Genomic DNA, 15,235 nt, shown 5'->3' on the forward strand with positions numbered 1-15,235 from the left:
GACCGAAAAAGTCTTCGTTTTTAATTCGTGTAATTCGCATTAATTCGTGTGAATTAGTGCTTTATTTTTCTTAGCCGTATTCACCGGCTGCGGAATTTTCACATAATAACCTGTGCCATCATAAACTCTTTTGCGCGGATGCTCCTTACAGGCATCGCTGCAACAGCCATCCATAGCTGTGCCGCATTCATCGCACTGGGTAAAGTGCTCGTTGCATTCGGGGTTGGCGCAGTTAATCATTTTTGGGGTTACCTTGCCGCAATTAAAGCAGGTTGATATCACCACCGGGTTAACACTGTTTACATCTACCGAAAGCCGGTTATCAAACACATAGCATTTGCCTTCAAAATCCTCTCCCCCGGCCTCTTTGCCGTATTTAATAATACCGCCGTGCAGTTGGTATACGTCTGTAAAACCCTCGTGCAATAGCAGCGCCGATGCTTTTTCGCATTTGATGCCGCCTGTGCAATAGGTAACTACCTTTTTATCTTTGTATTGGGCCAGTTCATTAATCATAGCCGGAAAATCGCGAAAGTTCTCTATATCCAGCGTTATTGCGTTTTTAAATCTGCCAAGGTTATGCTCGTAGTTTGAGCGTACATCCAGTATCACCACGTCTTCGGCATCTTTCATCGCCAAAAATTCTTTTGGCTCCAGGTGTTTGCCGGTTTTCTGTTGTGGGTTAATGATATTCGGGTCGCGCAGACCAGAGTGCACAATTTCTGATTTATAGCGCACATGCATTTTTACAAACGATGGCGTATCCACCTCATCAATTTTGAAATCGATAGCTGCAAAGCGCGGATCGGTGTGCAGGGTATCCATGTAAATTTTACAGGATTCGGGCGAGCCGGACACAGTGCCGTTCAAACCTTCTTCGGCAACGATAATTCGCCCCGCCAGGTTAAGGCTTTTACAAAATTTTAAATGGTCGGCAGCAAATTGCTCCGCATCGACTATTGTTGAATAACAATAGTATAGTAGTGTATTATATCTTGCCATAACATTCATTGATACCGCTGCAAACGGTGGTAAATGAGGCTCAAAGATAAGGAATTTCGGATTTCGGATGTTCGATTTCGGAATTATTATTGGATTAAGATTGTTAGAATTTGAGAATTTAGTATTAAAAATCAGCACAATCACTTAAATCAGCTATTAAAAATCCGAAATGGAAATTCCGAAATCCGAAATAATAGGATAATTTTGCACCTTCAAAAACCCACACATTATGTATAATACACTGAAGCCGGTTTTACAGCAGGAGCTTACCGAAATTGAAAATGCCGGTTTATATAAGCGCGAACGCATCATCACATCCCCGCAGGGCGCTGATATTACTGTACAGGGCGGCAAAGAAGTAATAAACTTTTGCGCTAATAACTACCTTGGCTTATCAAATAATCCGAAGGTAATTGAAGCGGCAAAGGCTGCTATGGATACCCATGGTTACGGTTTATCGTCGGTACGTTTTATTTGCGGCACGCAGGATATACATAAAGAACTGGAGAAAAAGATCGCAGAATTCTTAGGAACTGAAGACACTATTTTATACGCCGCAGCATTTGATGCCAACGGAGGCGTGTTTGAACCATTGTTTAACGACCAGGACGCTATCATATCAGATGAGTTGAACCATGCGTCAATCATCGACGGCGTGCGCCTGTGTAAAGCGCAGCGCCAGCGTTATAAACACGATGACATGGCCGATCTGGAAGAAAAGTTAAAAGCTACCGCCGGTTGCCGCCACCGCATTATTGTTACCGATGGCGCATTCAGCATGGATGGCACCATTGCACAGCTTGATAAAATTTGCGCATTGGCAGAGCAATATAACGCTTTGGTGATGATTGACGAGAGCCATTGTTCGGGTTTTATGGGTAAAACTGGTCGCGGTACGCATGAGCATCATGGCGTGATGGGTAAAATAGATATTATTACCGGTACGCTTGGCAAAGCTTTAGGCGGTGCATCGGGTGGTTTTACATCTGGCCGTAAAGAAATTATTGATATGTTGCGTCAGCGTTCAAGGCCGTATTTATTTTCGAATACGCTGGCGCCATCTATCACCGGGGCATCCATAGCTGTTTTAAACATGCTGAGCGAAACCACTAACCTGCGTGATAAGTTGGAAAGCAATACGCAATATTTCCGCCAAAAAATGACTGAAGCCGGGTTCGATATTAAACCGGGTGTACACCCTATCGTACCGGTTATGCTATACGAAGCCAAACTGGCGCAAGAATTTGCCGCCAAAATGCTTGAGGAAGGCATTTATGTGATTGGTTTTTACTACCCGGTAGTGCCGCAGGGCAAAGCGAGAATAAGAGTGCAGATATCGGCAGCACATGATATGGGACATTTGGATAAAGCAATTGCGGCGTTTACGAAGGTGGGGAAAGAGTTGGGGGTGATAAAATAATACGTATATATTTTTTATATTTGTACGTATAAATTAAATAATTTATGGCAACTGCAAAATTAACTTTAAGTGTAGATAAGGATACAATCCTCATCGCAAAAGAAGTTGCATCTGAGAGCAATATGAGCGTTTCGAAATTATTTAAGAAACTCATTAATGATTTAGACAAAAACAGGGGGAAAAAAAAAGAATTCAAAATGCGTCCGCTGAAGGATCTTCCAGAATGGATTCAGCAACTTGTAGTTGCTACCGAACCCACCCCTGATTTTGATCACAAAGCAGAATATCATAAACATTTAGAGGAAAAATATGGCTTATGAAAGTCTTGTTTATCGATTCAGATGTTTTATTGGATACTATTTTAATCAGACAGCAGCATTTTAATGAAAGTGTGGCTGTGATGGAATTGGCTGACAATAGTGAATACACCTTTTGCACTTCTACACATTCATTACTAAATATCCATTATGTTGTTAAAAAAACTTTTGGCGAAAAGTTAGCCAGACGATCTATTTTAATGCTGGTTAAAAAACTAAAGATTATGCGAGAAGATGTTAATATCATTGAACAAGCACTTTATTCTGACTTTTCAGATTTTGAAGATGCTGTTCAATTTTACGCAGCTAAAAGTGCCGATGCCAATTTTATCATAACAAGAAATATAAAAGATTACAAACACTCCACTATAGCAGTTGTTACCCCTGAACAATTTTTAAGAACACTATAATGCAAGCCCAAATAGATCAATATACCGCCGAGATAAATGCTTTTTCACCCGCCAATGCAGATGAGTTGGAAGCGTTCCGGATAAAATTTTTAGGCACCAAGGGAATTATTAAGGACCTGTTTGAGCAATTCAAATCGGTAGGCCCTGAAGAAAAACGCACTTTCGGTAAAGTGCTTAACCAGTTTAAACAACTGGCTGAAGCAAAATATACCGAGTTACAGGAAGGGCTTAAATCCGAAACAGTAAATGCGAAATCCGAAATCGACCTTACTTTGCCGGGCGATGGCTTTGCTGTTGGCTCACGCCATCCGCTGTCCTTGATCCGTACCGAAATAATCGATATTTTCAAAAGACTGGGCTTCGTTGTAGCCGAGGGGCCGGAGATTGAAGACGACTGGCATAATTTTTCAGCATTAAACTTCCCGGAAGAACACCCGGCACGCGATATGCAGGATACTTTCTTTATCAAGAAGAACAGCGGTAAGGATGATATTGCTTTACGCACACATACTTCATCGGTACAGGTACGCATGATGGAGAATGGCAAACCGCCGTTCCGCGCTATTATGCCGGGCCGGGTTTACCGCAACGAAGCGATTTCGGCGCGCGCGCATTGCTTCTTTCACCAGGTGGAGGGTTTGTATATTGATGAGAATGTTTCTTTCTCCGACTTAAAGCAAACGCTTTACCACTTTGTGCAGGAACTTTACGGCGAAGGCACCAAGGTGCGTTTCCGCCCATCTTATTTCCCTTTCACCGAGCCATCGGCCGAAATGGATATCTCGTGTACTATCTGTGGCGGCTCGGGCTGTAACATGTGCAAGTACACCGGCTGGGTAGAGATTTTAGGTTGCGGCATGGTTGATCCGAACGTTTTGGAGAATTGCGACATTGACAGCGCCAAATTCACAGGCTTTGCTTTTGGTATGGGTATAGAAAGAATTGCCAACCTGAAATATGTGATACGGGATTTGCGTTTATTCTCTGAAAACGATGTTCGTTTTTTAAAGCAATTCCAGGCTGATATTATATGAAAAAACTGCTGCTTTTATTGTTGGTGCCGATAGTATTCCTATCCTGCGGTAAAAGCGGCAATGTGGTACCCAGCGTACCAGTAAACTTTACAGCATCACTATTCGACCCCCGGATAGCACCATTGAACGCAAGCGGGGGCTATGTTGTAATAAGCGGTTATGGCGTTGCCGGGTTAATATTATACAGGACGGCTGACAGGCGTTATGTTGCGTATGACCGCTGCAGCAGTTATCAACCGGAAAAGCATTGTGCAGTAAATGTTGATGAATCGGGTTTTACCGCCACCGACCCATGCAGCGGCTCAAAGTTTTCATTAGCAGACGGCACACCGGTAAAGGCGCCTGCCACCAAATCTCTCCGAAGCTATTATGTAACAGTGAGTGCGTCTGAAATATACGTATCAAATTAACGATTTGTAAATTTTAAAAGCTTTTAACATTAAATTCCTCAACAAGCCATACCGCAAATGTCAGTTATTTTGAGATATTTGTACCTGATTGATACATGGAAGCCGATAAAATAAAAGAAAGTATAAAACGGGCAGCGCAGGAACTGTTCCGGAAATTCGGTTACCATAAGACCAGTGTAAACGAAATTGCCAAAAAGGCAAAAATTGCCAAAGCCACTATTTACAAATATTTTGAAAGCAAGGAAGATGTTTTACACTCCCTGCTGATGGATTATATTAAAGTGAGCGTGGACGACCTGATACATACCAACGGGCCGGAAATGGACGAAGAGGCGCACCTGAATATGCTGATTATGAAAACCTGCCGGCTAAGCTACACCGTGTGTAATGAATTTATCGGCTGGGATTTTATCCGCGAATCAACCAACTCGCAGGATTTTCTAAAAAACCTTTCCAACGAACTGGAAGAAATGCTGGTAAGCGTATTCTCGCAGCTTACTGAATTACGCAAGCAGGAAAACTACCAGCAGCGCCTGCGTTTCCTTATCAAATGCAGCAAAAGCATCGTGTTCAGCTTCGCCTTTACCTCGGTAAGCGACAGCGATGTGCGTAAGAACTTTGTTTCCTTTCAGAAAGAGATTTTGCCCTATTTGGTGAAGGCGGCGATAACAATATAGTTTGGGATTTCACCGATTTGAGGAGGATTACACCGATTTTTATTTTAACGCAAACACTTCACTAACACGTCATTGCGAGGAACGAAGCAATCTTTAAGCAGGACATTTAATACCCCTTTATTTTGTGCGAACCTAAATGCCGAATGATAAGCTTCGGTAATATTTTTTGGTAACTATATACTACATGGGACAAAACCCTTATTTTATAGCTAAAATTTGATTTTTTAAATCTCGACAATTTCGCAAAATATCCCATAATGCCGGCAAATAAAAATTTGGCCGGCATTCTTTGTTTTTACTTGTTTAAAATATTAGTTTTATAAATATTTATTAGCGAACTCGTTTTAGTCACCGAACCGACCAAATTCAACTAAACGTACGAGGGAATGATTTGCTTACGCTACGCGTGGGGTTTATCACTTTCGTATGTGCGTTCTTGGTCGGACGTGGTGACTGGTGGGGCCCCACGCTATTTTGTTTAACAGCCAGGTAGGGGTTTACGGCAACAATTAATATCGCAATGACTCCTAAACGCTCTTACAATTTACTACTGGTAAACATCGCAGTTACTTATTTTCTACTTGATGTAGAATTGGTTTTAACCGGATTGGGTTTTGAAACCTTTCCTTTAGGTTGGATGATAGTCGCAATGGTAGTTAATCTTGTATTTATAAAATTTATAGTAAATCTTATATCGGTAAATCTTGTGGCTAAAATTGAGAACTTAACAATTGAACTATATGCAAAGGCTAAGAGCAGGATAAAATGGACGGCAATGATTACAACCGTGGTTTTTGCAGACGTTTACTTTAATACATTCAATGAAAACGCCAAACTAAAAGATTATATAATGATTGGATTTTCCACATGGATGATGTTTGGATTAGGCTATCGACTTTGGCAGTTAATAACTGGGGATTTTGTCGGAGGGGATAAAGCTAAGTTCAACAACAATATGTTAAAAATGACTAAAAATATTTTCAAATAAATCAATATGGGTATCTATAAAAGTACGGAGTATGAATTAGAACTTAAATATCGACTAATCGATAATCTAACGGAATATTCAGATGAAAATAACAGAGAGTTGCTAAGATTTTTTAATAGCGTTATAGATGTCTTAACAAATTTAGAAGTCGATGAATTTAATCAATCAAACAAAAAAAATTACCTGCATCATTTAAACCTAACAAAAAGTAGATTACGAGACTACCGCACTGGCAAATCTACATTCACCGAACAAAAAAAGGAGTTTTTAGACGACTTGTACAAGGCGATTGGATGGGTAGGAAACTTGGAAGGCTGAACAACGCTCAAGTAAAAACCGTAGTTCAGCCTCATTATAAATCTGAAAACATTTTATTAACATCCGCTCTGTTTCCCGTGCTTCAATTAATTCAGACAGTTGAATATGATTACCTGATATCATTAATATAAATGAATGAGGTTTGTGATTGTTATTTGATACTTCATTAACATAACAGCCATCGTTAATTTTTACAAAACCAAAATCAGAAAGGAATTTCTTACTGGGTTGAAATATTGTCATAATTAAAGGAATTGCGCGCACGTATGCCCGCGTAAAATTATGAACATTTATTATGATAAATGCAAACGGAAAATCACTTTTCTTTTTTTACCGCTGGTTTACCTAAAAAAGAGGCTTTAATCACCCCCTCAAACGTGCCATTGATAGCAAGTTTAGTATCGTACTTTTCGGCACGTTGCTTTGGTTCAACTTTTTTCTTTGCCATAAGACAAAGTTATGCAATTAGTTTCTTATAAGTCAAACGTTTATTTATACGTTCAAAAGTATCCTCAAACCTAACAGTATCCGTAACTACCCTTGTATTGTAACGATAAGTAAATTCATTGCAATATCTGTGCAGGTGTTTCGGGCTTACATTGTGGTAAATTCCAATGATACCACGCTTTAACAGGCTCCAAAAACCCTCAATCGTATTAGTGTGATTATCGCCTACCGTTCTGTAATCCCCTTCGGTGTGCTTAATGGCAACGTGTTCATAAGTTTTATTCAATCCCTTATAAGAGGCATAAGCATCTGTAACCACTTTACTATCCGCTTTAACCTGTGACAGCATAATTGGGTGCAGTGTTGCGGCCTCTGTATTGGCAACAACCTCACAGCTAACTTGTGAATGCTTTAATACAATCCGCTCAACAACCTTACGGCCTTTAATTACTTTATGGTCACGTACTTTGTACTCAACTACATTTTGTTGCGCTATCCCCAGTACTGGCGTTTTATCGGCTGCGCTCCGACCTTGTGAACCTTCAATCTTTTTGTTAGCATGCCTGTTTTTATTCTTACCACCTACAAAAGTTTCATCAACCTCAACATTACCCTCTAACATTTCCGGCGCGTTATTAGCCAGCATTAAGCGAATGCGGTGTAATAAAAACCACGCTGTTTTTTGAGTTATATTCAAGTCCCGGCAAAGCTGCAAAGATGAAATCCCTTTTTTATGAGCGGTCGCCAAATAGATAGCTGCAAACCAAATACGCAATGAGATTTTAGTGTTCTCAAAAATAGTCCCGGTGGTTACAGTGAATTTTTTATGACATTCTTTCGCTTTGCATTTATAACCACGGTTTGTAACGTACGCGCCAACGTTACCGCAATGAGGGCAAGATGGTGTATTACCCCAGCGGCCAGCGGCTAAATAAGTAGTGCAAACCGCTTCATCTTTGAAGTAGTCTAAAACCTGTAAGAGGCTGTTAAATTGTGATGTCATTGTGTTAATGTATTAAAGTTCACAAATATACAAATTAATAACTTATTGGGACAAACTTATTTTCAAATAGTTTTTGTAGTTTAGTCGGAGTATAGAACTCACCCCTTATGGATAAACAGAAATTAGAGGCACTCATTCAGTTAAGCATAAAATACAGGGGTGAAATATTACACGATTCAATACAGATAGAAAAAGAGGTAGACACATTTTTAGCAAATTACTTTATTAATGATGTAGAGAAGCAAATTGAACTTTTGGAATTGATTTTAGACAGATTAACATTTGATGCTAAACTGGCTATTTTCGATACTATGTTAAAAAAACTACATCCAGGAATTTATGAAAAGAAGTTCAGTAAACTAATAAGTGAGCTTAGAATATTAAAAGACCAGCGCAACATGTTTGCGCACTATATGACGTATTCATTTTATGATGAACTGGACGAAATACCTAAAGAGTTTCAATTGATAAATTTCAGAAACTCAACCGACTTTAAGAAGTTTTCAAAGGGGGATTATTTACTGTTTAAGCAACGGGTTGTAAAGTGTCGGGAAGTCATAAGAGAAGCGTTACACATGTAAATAACCGAATCGGGATGACGCTCGTATTAAGCACTCGTGCGCACGGAGCCAATAGTCAACGCGTCCCCTTTCGGCGTTAATAGGCCGACATTGGGGTTATTAACGCCCATGCCTCCTAAATCTTAAATTTCTTACGTAAGTATACTGATTATCAATTACTTAAACAAGTAATTAGCGATTTTTATTTTTGTCCCAACTGCTATATAGTTACCTATTTTTTTGCTTTGATTAGCAAGTACAGAGTTTGCTTTTGTTTCTCAATGAAATGCAAATAGGTTCGTCCCCATAATGTCTTTGTTTATTCCGGCTTAACAGCACCAGTTGAAATATCGTTTAAAAATCCTTCCGGATTACTGACAAAACGAAAAGCATCTGAAAGCTTTATCGCATTTATAAACGCTGACTTCGTCGGTTCAAAAAGTCTCCCCTGCCTATCCATCAATAAGCAATTGAAACATTCAGCTAAAGCAAAAATCTTGTTCACGAATACTTTATCAACTTCCCTTAGATCTACCCGACAACTTAATTCCTCTACTTGATTTGTATTTTCATCAAAACATACGTCAATATGGTTGGTATCAACATTCCCAAAATTCATTAGGCCGGGTATTGTCCGTTCGTTCAACGTATTACCTTCCTTAATCAATGGATACAAGTCGTCAGTAGAAACTTTCAAATCGAGCCACCACCTTATTGTGTGGGCGTCCTCAAAATCATATTCCTCATCAAGGTTTGAATTTTTAAAATACTCTTCCCAGGCGCCCGAATTAATTTCCAGCTGCTCCGGGATATATCCGTACTTATTTATAAGTGATTTTCTCGGTATGAAATTTATGTTGAATTGCCAGATTGCCATCTTTTCCAGTATAAATGCAAATTAAAAATAAAGATAATTCAATTCCGAAAGCGAAATTCCTCCATCCGAAATAATAAATTATTTGCACATCTCAATTATTATTATTTACTTTGAATAACAAAGTACTTTTACGTGGAAGAAAAAGAAATTCAAAACGAGCTGGCCTCCATCCGCAACCTGATGGAGCGGTCGTCGAAGTTTATATCGCTTAGCGGCCTGTCGGGGATATTGGCGGGGGTGTATGCGCTGATTGGCGCGGCATTGGCTTATCATGTTATTTATGACCATACGCCTGTTACTGGCAGGGGTTACGTGGATAACGGTACGCAGTCATCCGGGCTTTTCTTCGGCAGTAATTACCGGCTGTTGGAATGGGAGCTTATAGCCATAGCCTTTGTAGTGTTGCTGCTTTCGGTGGTTACGGGTATCGTCTTATCATACCGCAAAGCAAAACGCAAAGGGCAGCCTATTTGGGGCAAAACCAGCAAGTCGCTGTTGTTTTATATGGCTACACCTTTATTTACGGGCGGGTTGTTGATATTAATCTTTATCTACCGCGGCCATTACAGCATCGTTGCGCCTGCATCGCTTATTTTTTACGGCTTGTCGTTAGTTGGCGCCAGCAATTTTACTTTCAACGACGTAAAATACCTTGGGCTGTGCGATATTATATTAGGCCTGGTTACCGCTTGTTTACCAGGTTATGGTTTGCTATTTTGGGCCATTGGTTTTGGTGTGCTGCATATTATTTACGGCAGCATTATGTACTTAAAATACGATAGGTGAAAGTCCCCTTTGAAAAACTTGACAAGGCATTTGAGAACCGCTTAAGGTTGCAAATAATGAGTGTGCTGATGGTGAACGACCGGTACGACTTTAACTCGCTTAAAGAACTGCTGGACACTACCGACGGCAACCTGGCTTCGCATTTGAAGGGCCTCGAGAAAGAGGAATATATTGTGGTACACAAGGCTTTTTTGGGCCGCAAACCGAATACTACTTATGAATCGACAGAAAAGGGAAAGAAAGCCTTTAAACAGCACCTGGATGCATTGGAACAATTAATTAAACAGCAAAAAATAATTTAATTTCAAACTAAACCCCAAAAATCATGCAGAAAAAAAACGCCCAACTACTTATGCGATTTATGGCCGTGTTCGGCAACTTATTGTTTATACTTTGGATAATTTACAACGCCATACACGAGGGCTTTCGCGGCACTTTGCCTGAAATTGTTTCATGCCTGTTTTTAATATGCCTGCTTGCTTTAAACTCGTACCTGGTACTAACATCTCTCGACAGGGAGCATTTGCTAACCAATAAATCGAACTAAATTTTTTTATACACATACTTTGAAATACAAAGTACTTTTAAATAAATCACGATGCACACAAGTAGTTACTGGATAACGCATTTCAAAGCAAATGCCCTCCAAAAAAGAATTAACTGGAACCAACCTGCAAACATCACTGCTAATGAAATTGATACCATTTTGAAGTCGCTGCAGGCCTGGCAATTGGGCGAAACGTCGGAGGGTAAGCAATTGATTGCCGCCGCCGAAAAATATGCCGATAAAACGCAGGACGCGGACTATGTTTACTGCACTAAGCTATTTATTAAAGAAGAGCAAAAACACGGCAATAACCTCGGTTTGTATTTAGACAGAATTGGGCAACCGAGAATTAAACAAAACTGGGGCGATACCTTATTCAGGAAGGCTAGGCATTTGAATACCAGCATGGAATCATGGACACTGGCTGTTATTGTAGTTGAAAGCGCAGCGCAGATATTTTACCAGTCGCTTAAAGATGCGACAGGTTGTTTTTTGTTAAAGGGAATTTGCACAGATATACTAATTGATGAAGCCAGGCATATCGCGTTTCAAACCGAACGGCTCACAGCAATTTTTGAAAATAAATCAGCTTTTTCAAAGAGCTGGCGAAAAATGGTGTACAAGTATTTTTTCTACGCTACATCATTAATGGTATGGTTTGCACATAGCAAACTTTTTAAAGCCGGCGGTAATACTTTCCAGGATTATATGAGAAAGATGGACTACAAGCACGCCAAAACTGTTAAAGCCATCACCTGCCCCGTAAAGTACGATACCAATGCAATAAGTTTTGGAATATAATAAATAGCCCATTTTTTTACCCATTTACTTTGAAATACAAAGTGTATTTAAATCGACATAATCATGAATCAACAACCAGAAAACCCCTTTCAACCTACTACCCCGCCATCGCCAGCAAAATGGCACACCGACTCCGTGCTGATTAAACTCGGCATTATTGCAACGCTGATAATTTTACTGCTTATCCCCTCGGCGTGGATACAAAGCCTGGTAATTGAGCGCGAAGGCTACCAGAAAATAGAACGTGGCGGTGTTGCAAACACATGGGCCGACACGCAACTGGTGCAGGGTCCGGTGCTATTATTGCCCTACAAAAAACAGGTAACCGAAACCGACGGCAATAAAAAAACCAGCACCCGCGAGGTAATTAACACGCTGTATGTTTTGCCGCAAACACTACAGGCGAAAGCAGCCGTTAAAACACAACCCTTTACAAAAGGCGTTTACGATGCAACCGGCTACAGTGCGGATATTGCCATCACCGGCGATTTCGAAAAGCCCGACCTGGCACTGGTGGGCATTGACCCATCGGCAGTGATGTATGATAAGGCCAGGTTGGTTTTCAGCATATCAGACAATAAGGGACTGATGAACAACCCGGCGGTGAAAATACAAAACCAAACCTATGTGCCCGAGCCCACCGTAGAGGATGTGATACCGTTTGATAAGGGCCTGCAGGTAAAATTTAACCTGCAGCCCGGGCAGGGCTTTGCTTTTAGTTACCAGCTAAAACTTAAGGGCAGCAACCAGTTAAACTTTTTGCATACCGGTAAAACCACCGATGTTGAAATAAGCAGTGACTGGAAATCGCCCGATTTTAGTAACCACGAGCCGGATAGTAAGGCTATAAACGCGCAAGGTTTTAACGCCAAATGGCACATGGTATATTATAACCGGCCTTTCCCGCAGCAATGGGTAAATAACAACCAGGAACTGGTTAAAAAGCGCGGTGGCAGCGACGCAGTTTTTGGTGTAAAACTGCAATTACCTATCGATCAGTACCGCAAAGTATTGCGCACCACCAAGTATTCAACCCTTATTATCCTGCTCACCTTTATCTCGCTGTTTTTAGCTGAAATGGTTAAAAAACAACGTGTGCATGTATTTAACTACGTACTTATTGGCGCTGCAATGGTGGTTTATTACACGCTGTTGCTCTCCTTTTCTGAGCAGGTGGGTTATAACTGGGCTTATTTTATCAGTTCGGTATCAACCATAGCGCTGATCGCAATTTTCACCGCATCGCTATTAAACAACCGGATGTTAGCGGTAACCTTCTCTTTTATCCTGGGGATATTTTACGGGTTCATCTTTATCATTATCCAGTTGGAAGAGTTATCGCTGTTGTTTGGCAGCGTTGCACTGTTTGTGATAGTAGCAACACTGATGTATTTCTCGAGGAAAATTAGCTGGGATAGGCAATAGGAGTAACATAAATAACAGAGCACGGAATTGCGGTTAACCCAGTAAAACAAAAAATATATGATTTACAAAGAAGTCTCCTATAGCTTAAAGATCTGGTTTTCGACTATAGCTGTTGCACCAATTATTTTTCTTGTCGTTGACCGGGCTTTAACAGGTTCCATTCTTGACGAACCAATGTCAGACTGGTACGAATATATTGTGTTTTACTTCGGACTTATTGTAATTGGCGGCTTTTTCTCAACCATCATATTTGCGATCTTCTTATTAATAGTAAAAGTAACGGTTACGTATTCTGGCTCTGTTTCCCAATGCAAACGTATTATATCAAGCAGTGGCTTTTTATTATCGATAGGCACTTTTGGTATTCCGTCGTATTTATTTGAACGAAACTTTCCTCTCGAAATATTTTATGTATCAGCTTCTTATGGTATATGTATCGTTTGGTTCAGCTGGTTTTATGACCTGGCGACGGAAGAAAATCAAACTACTAAATAATGACAAAGTCACCGTACACAAAGATTTCAATTATAAATTCAATGGTAACTAATTTATTATACAGCCTTAAGATATGGCTTACCAGTGTGACAATAGCGCCTGTATTTTATATAATGATCCCTTTTTTCCGCCACTTTAGCGATCCATGGAGCTTTGATTCAATAGGAGAAACGTACTTTTTATTGCTGTTCTATGAACTCCTATTTTCATTCATAACCTGGTTTTTATTCTTCGTATTTATCATTTTGGCAAGTGGCTTTATATCAAATGAAATGGCGGCGCGTTGGACAATTTGTATCGCCGGCGTTTTGATGGTTGCTGCAACATTTATTTTAACCATTTTACCTGTAGATTTTTTAAATCCCGGTAACGATTTTACACAACTTATGTTATTAAACTGTCTGTGTATCGGCCTTGGTTCGTGGATATACAAGTTGAAATTATACAAACACCCGGAACCGGATACACAAATTAACCCATAACCCCACTCCGTGCCCTCTTTATATTCTCCGTTATCTCTGTGGTTAAAAGACACCAGATCAGTATCTAATCTAAAAAATAATAAATCATGAACTCAAATATCTTCCAATACTCCTTACGCGTATGGCTAACCAGTGTTGTAGGTGCCGCGTTATTTTTTGTACTTATAACCATGGTTAAAGAACCAGGCCTTTCACAAAGCTTCTGGCAGTCCATAGGCTCATTCTTTTCCGATTGGGTCTTTTTTGCCGGATTCCAGTTATTGTTTTCGATAGCGACCTGGCTGGTGTTCTATGTAATTATTTTACTGATTGTAAAGCGCATACACAATCATCGCAACAGGTTATGGACAATTTCAAGCACTGGCATTGTACTGACTATAATAACGTTTAAAATCACCTTATTGCAGGACGGGTTATTTAATGATAACAGCGGCTTTGCTTACTTAATGATTGCCAATTGCTTCTTTATCTACGCCGGGAGCTGGTTTTACGAGTTGCGCCCGCCTGAGTATTTAAATTGGGCGTAAGATGCCATACATAGAATTATCTGAAAAAGATAAACTAACCAAAACCTCGTCATATAACTGGCCGGTTGCAACCATGGCAATTGCCGTGGTTGTATACCTGCTTAATTTCAACTATTTCGCCACATGGTGGGTTGTATTAATATCCGTTAACCTATGCGCATCTTTATTGTACATAAAGGTTTTGTTTAAAAGCATTGTTTTTTGGGTAACCCACGCCAAAATTTGCCGCAGGCCTTACCTGCCATTAGGTGTAAACGTTGCTACGGCGTTGTTGATATGTATCCTCCCTTCCGGCAATTTCAGCAAGCATTACCACGGCTACACTATCGATTTAAGCGAATATCAAAAAGGGTGTAATTGCAAATTATACGTTGAAACTTACATGGTATTTGGCGGAGGAGCATGGGGTGGCGATGTATATTCAGAGTATTTAACAGATTCCATCGGTTTCAGAAAATACCTGGGCACTTTTGATGAGGACGACGGGATGATAATTACAAGATGCAACGGCGACAAAATAACGGTGGAACAACTGGAAAGGACTGAATTACCCGCCCCTGCAGATACCTCGCGATCAAAGATTAGTGCAGATACGGTTGGGCATATAAGTAAGGGATTTAAAATAAAAGCACGCGCGATTTACAGTTTAAGGCGTTTAAAAACAGACCAGGAATTTGAGTAGGTGAATAAATTGAAAAAAATAAAAACT

At 40.2% G+C, this 15,235-nt stretch carries 22 protein-coding genes; 18 read left to right on the forward strand and 4 right to left on the reverse strand.

Going from position 1 to position 15,235, the window contains the following annotated elements:
- Positions 1 to 39: 39 nt before the first annotated feature.
- Positions 40 to 1,002 (reverse strand): oxygen-dependent tRNA uridine(34) hydroxylase TrhO, encoded by a 963-nt coding sequence (trhO, locus tag NAF19_RS00440; RefSeq protein WP_252787764.1) that lies wholly within the window; start codon positions 1,000 to 1,002, stop codon positions 40 to 42.
- A 229-nt stretch (positions 1,003 to 1,231) separates the two neighbouring features.
- On the opposite strand from trhO, the gene kbl reads away from it, so the two are divergent.
- From kbl to NAF19_RS00480, 8 genes are all read left to right on the forward strand, one after another.
- The gene (kbl, locus tag NAF19_RS00445) at positions 1,232 to 2,422 is read left to right on the forward strand and encodes a glycine C-acetyltransferase (protein ID WP_252787765.1); all 1,191 of its coding nucleotides are present in this window, start codon (positions 1,232 to 1,234) and stop codon (positions 2,420 to 2,422) included.
- A 44-nt stretch (positions 2,423 to 2,466) separates the two neighbouring features.
- A complete protein-coding gene (locus NAF19_RS00450) occupies positions 2,467 to 2,742 on the forward strand; it encodes a DUF6364 family protein (RefSeq protein WP_252787766.1) in 276 nt (91 codons plus the stop codon).
- Positions 2,739 to 3,149: a PIN domain-containing protein gene (locus tag NAF19_RS00455; RefSeq protein WP_252787767.1), complete on the forward strand. Its 411-nt coding sequence runs from the start codon at positions 2,739 to 2,741 to the stop codon at positions 3,147 to 3,149. The genes NAF19_RS00450 and NAF19_RS00455 overlap by 4 nt, the downstream gene beginning before the upstream one ends.
- Positions 3,149 to 4,183, forward strand: coding sequence for a phenylalanine--tRNA ligase subunit alpha (gene pheS / locus NAF19_RS00460; RefSeq protein ID WP_252787768.1), 1,035 nt, complete (start codon positions 3,149 to 3,151; stop codon positions 4,181 to 4,183). The genes NAF19_RS00455 and pheS overlap by 1 nt, the downstream gene beginning before the upstream one ends.
- Positions 4,180 to 4,593, forward strand: coding sequence for a Rieske (2Fe-2S) protein (locus NAF19_RS00465; protein ID WP_252787769.1), 414 nt, complete (start codon positions 4,180 to 4,182; stop codon positions 4,591 to 4,593). Before pheS ends, NAF19_RS00465 begins: the two co-directional genes overlap by 4 nt.
- 95 nt (positions 4,594 to 4,688) lie before the next feature.
- Complete coding sequence (locus NAF19_RS00470; RefSeq protein WP_252787770.1) at positions 4,689 to 5,270, forward strand: TetR/AcrR family transcriptional regulator; 582 nt, start codon at positions 4,689 to 4,691, stop codon at positions 5,268 to 5,270.
- A 520-nt stretch (positions 5,271 to 5,790) separates the two neighbouring features.
- Positions 5,791 to 6,258: a hypothetical protein gene (locus tag NAF19_RS00475; RefSeq protein WP_252787771.1), complete on the forward strand. Its 468-nt coding sequence runs from the start codon at positions 5,791 to 5,793 to the stop codon at positions 6,256 to 6,258.
- 6 nt (positions 6,259 to 6,264) lie between these two features.
- Positions 6,265 to 6,576: a hypothetical protein gene (locus NAF19_RS00480; RefSeq protein WP_252787772.1), complete on the forward strand. Its 312-nt coding sequence runs from the start codon at positions 6,265 to 6,267 to the stop codon at positions 6,574 to 6,576.
- 316 nt (positions 6,577 to 6,892) lie between these two features.
- Here the strand turns inward: NAF19_RS00480 and NAF19_RS30490 are convergent, their stop codons facing one another.
- Together NAF19_RS30490 and NAF19_RS00485 are read right to left on the reverse strand one after the other, a co-directional pair.
- Positions 6,893 to 7,024, reverse strand: a complete 132-nt coding sequence (locus tag NAF19_RS30490) for a hypothetical protein (RefSeq protein WP_256484176.1) — start codon at positions 7,022 to 7,024, stop codon at positions 6,893 to 6,895.
- A gap of 9 nt (positions 7,025 to 7,033) precedes the next feature.
- Positions 7,034 to 8,026 (reverse strand): IS1595 family transposase, encoded by a 993-nt coding sequence (locus tag NAF19_RS00485; RefSeq protein ID WP_252787773.1) that lies wholly within the window; start codon positions 8,024 to 8,026, stop codon positions 7,034 to 7,036.
- Positions 8,027 to 8,133: 107 nt separating this feature from the next.
- Here NAF19_RS00485 and NAF19_RS00490 point away from each other — a divergent pair, with 107 nt between their 5' ends.
- A complete protein-coding gene (locus NAF19_RS00490) occupies positions 8,134 to 8,607 on the forward strand; it encodes a hypothetical protein (RefSeq protein ID WP_252787774.1) in 474 nt (157 codons plus the stop codon).
- 298 nt (positions 8,608 to 8,905) lie between these two features.
- On the opposite strand, the gene NAF19_RS00495 is transcribed toward NAF19_RS00490, so the two are convergent.
- Positions 8,906 to 9,463, reverse strand: coding sequence for a hypothetical protein (locus tag NAF19_RS00495; protein WP_252787775.1), 558 nt, complete (start codon positions 9,461 to 9,463; stop codon positions 8,906 to 8,908).
- 132 nt (positions 9,464 to 9,595) lie between these two features.
- Between NAF19_RS00495 and NAF19_RS00500 the strand changes: the two genes are divergently transcribed.
- The 9 genes from NAF19_RS00500 to NAF19_RS00540 all read left to right on the forward strand — a co-directional run bounded on the left by NAF19_RS00500 (position 9,596) and on the right by NAF19_RS00540 (position 15,208).
- Positions 9,596 to 10,249, forward strand: coding sequence for a hypothetical protein (locus NAF19_RS00500; protein WP_252787776.1), 654 nt, complete (start codon positions 9,596 to 9,598; stop codon positions 10,247 to 10,249).
- Positions 10,246 to 10,551, forward strand: a complete 306-nt coding sequence (locus tag NAF19_RS00505; RefSeq protein ID WP_252787777.1) for a winged helix-turn-helix domain-containing protein — start codon at positions 10,246 to 10,248, stop codon at positions 10,549 to 10,551. The genes NAF19_RS00500 and NAF19_RS00505 overlap by 4 nt, the downstream gene beginning before the upstream one ends.
- Positions 10,552 to 10,574: 23 nt before the next feature.
- Entirely contained in the window at positions 10,575 to 10,796 is a 222-nt protein-coding gene (locus NAF19_RS00510; RefSeq protein WP_252787778.1) for a hypothetical protein, read from the forward strand.
- A 51-nt stretch (positions 10,797 to 10,847) separates the two neighbouring features.
- Positions 10,848 to 11,597: a ferritin family protein gene (locus NAF19_RS00515; RefSeq protein ID WP_252787779.1), complete on the forward strand. Its 750-nt coding sequence runs from the start codon at positions 10,848 to 10,850 to the stop codon at positions 11,595 to 11,597.
- A gap of 63 nt (positions 11,598 to 11,660) precedes the next feature.
- Complete coding sequence (creD, locus tag NAF19_RS00520; RefSeq protein ID WP_252787780.1) at positions 11,661 to 13,022, forward strand: cell envelope integrity protein CreD; 1,362 nt, start codon at positions 11,661 to 11,663, stop codon at positions 13,020 to 13,022.
- 57 nt (positions 13,023 to 13,079) lie between these two features.
- Complete coding sequence (locus NAF19_RS00525; protein WP_252787781.1) at positions 13,080 to 13,517, forward strand: hypothetical protein; 438 nt, start codon at positions 13,080 to 13,082, stop codon at positions 13,515 to 13,517.
- Positions 13,518 to 13,558: 41 nt separating this feature from the next.
- A complete protein-coding gene (locus NAF19_RS00530; protein WP_252787782.1) occupies positions 13,559 to 13,999 on the forward strand; it encodes a hypothetical protein in 441 nt (146 codons plus the stop codon).
- Positions 14,000 to 14,085: 86 nt separating this feature from the next.
- On the forward strand, positions 14,086 to 14,526 hold the full coding sequence (locus NAF19_RS00535) for a hypothetical protein (protein ID WP_252787783.1): 441 nt from the start codon (positions 14,086 to 14,088) through the stop codon (positions 14,524 to 14,526).
- A 1-nt stretch (position 14,527) separates the two neighbouring features.
- Positions 14,528 to 15,208: a hypothetical protein gene (locus NAF19_RS00540; protein WP_252787784.1), complete on the forward strand. Its 681-nt coding sequence runs from the start codon at positions 14,528 to 14,530 to the stop codon at positions 15,206 to 15,208.
- The last annotated feature ends 27 nt before the right edge of the window (positions 15,209 to 15,235 follow it).

This window comes from Mucilaginibacter flavidus (genome assembly GCF_024055575.1).
In the GTDB taxonomy this organism is placed as follows: Bacteria; Bacteroidota; Bacteroidia; order Sphingobacteriales; family Sphingobacteriaceae; genus Mucilaginibacter; species Mucilaginibacter flavidus.

Coding starts and splice junctions, on each gene's coding strand:
- trhO (WP_252787764.1), bottom strand. CDS start 1,002: ATGGCAAGATATAATACACTACTATACTATTGTTATTCAACAATAGTC.
- kbl (WP_252787765.1), top strand. CDS start 1,232: ATGTATAATACACTGAAGCCGGTTTTACAGCAGGAGCTTACCGAAATT.
- NAF19_RS00450 (WP_252787766.1), top strand. CDS start 2,467: ATGGCAACTGCAAAATTAACTTTAAGTGTAGATAAGGATACAATCCTC.
- NAF19_RS00455 (WP_252787767.1), top strand. CDS start 2,739: ATGAAAGTCTTGTTTATCGATTCAGATGTTTTATTGGATACTATTTTA.
- pheS (WP_252787768.1), top strand. CDS start 3,149: ATGCAAGCCCAAATAGATCAATATACCGCCGAGATAAATGCTTTTTCA.
- NAF19_RS00465 (WP_252787769.1), top strand. CDS start 4,180: ATGAAAAAACTGCTGCTTTTATTGTTGGTGCCGATAGTATTCCTATCC.
- NAF19_RS00470 (WP_252787770.1), top strand. CDS start 4,689: ATGGAAGCCGATAAAATAAAAGAAAGTATAAAACGGGCAGCGCAGGAA.
- NAF19_RS00475 (WP_252787771.1), top strand. CDS start 5,791: ATGACTCCTAAACGCTCTTACAATTTACTACTGGTAAACATCGCAGTT.
- NAF19_RS00480 (WP_252787772.1), top strand. CDS start 6,265: ATGGGTATCTATAAAAGTACGGAGTATGAATTAGAACTTAAATATCGA.
- NAF19_RS30490 (WP_256484176.1), bottom strand. CDS start 7,024: ATGGCAAAGAAAAAAGTTGAACCAAAGCAACGTGCCGAAAAGTACGAT.
- NAF19_RS00485 (WP_252787773.1), bottom strand. CDS start 8,026: ATGACATCACAATTTAACAGCCTCTTACAGGTTTTAGACTACTTCAAA.
- NAF19_RS00490 (WP_252787774.1), top strand. CDS start 8,134: ATGGATAAACAGAAATTAGAGGCACTCATTCAGTTAAGCATAAAATAC.
- NAF19_RS00495 (WP_252787775.1), bottom strand. CDS start 9,463: ATGGCAATCTGGCAATTCAACATAAATTTCATACCGAGAAAATCACTT.
- NAF19_RS00510 (WP_252787778.1), top strand. CDS start 10,575: ATGCAGAAAAAAAACGCCCAACTACTTATGCGATTTATGGCCGTGTTC.
- NAF19_RS00515 (WP_252787779.1), top strand. CDS start 10,848: ATGCACACAAGTAGTTACTGGATAACGCATTTCAAAGCAAATGCCCTC.
- creD (WP_252787780.1), top strand. CDS start 11,661: ATGAATCAACAACCAGAAAACCCCTTTCAACCTACTACCCCGCCATCG.
- NAF19_RS00525 (WP_252787781.1), top strand. CDS start 13,080: ATGATTTACAAAGAAGTCTCCTATAGCTTAAAGATCTGGTTTTCGACT.
- NAF19_RS00530 (WP_252787782.1), top strand. CDS start 13,559: ATGGTAACTAATTTATTATACAGCCTTAAGATATGGCTTACCAGTGTG.
- NAF19_RS00535 (WP_252787783.1), top strand. CDS start 14,086: ATGAACTCAAATATCTTCCAATACTCCTTACGCGTATGGCTAACCAGT.
- NAF19_RS00540 (WP_252787784.1), top strand. CDS start 14,528: ATGCCATACATAGAATTATCTGAAAAAGATAAACTAACCAAAACCTCG.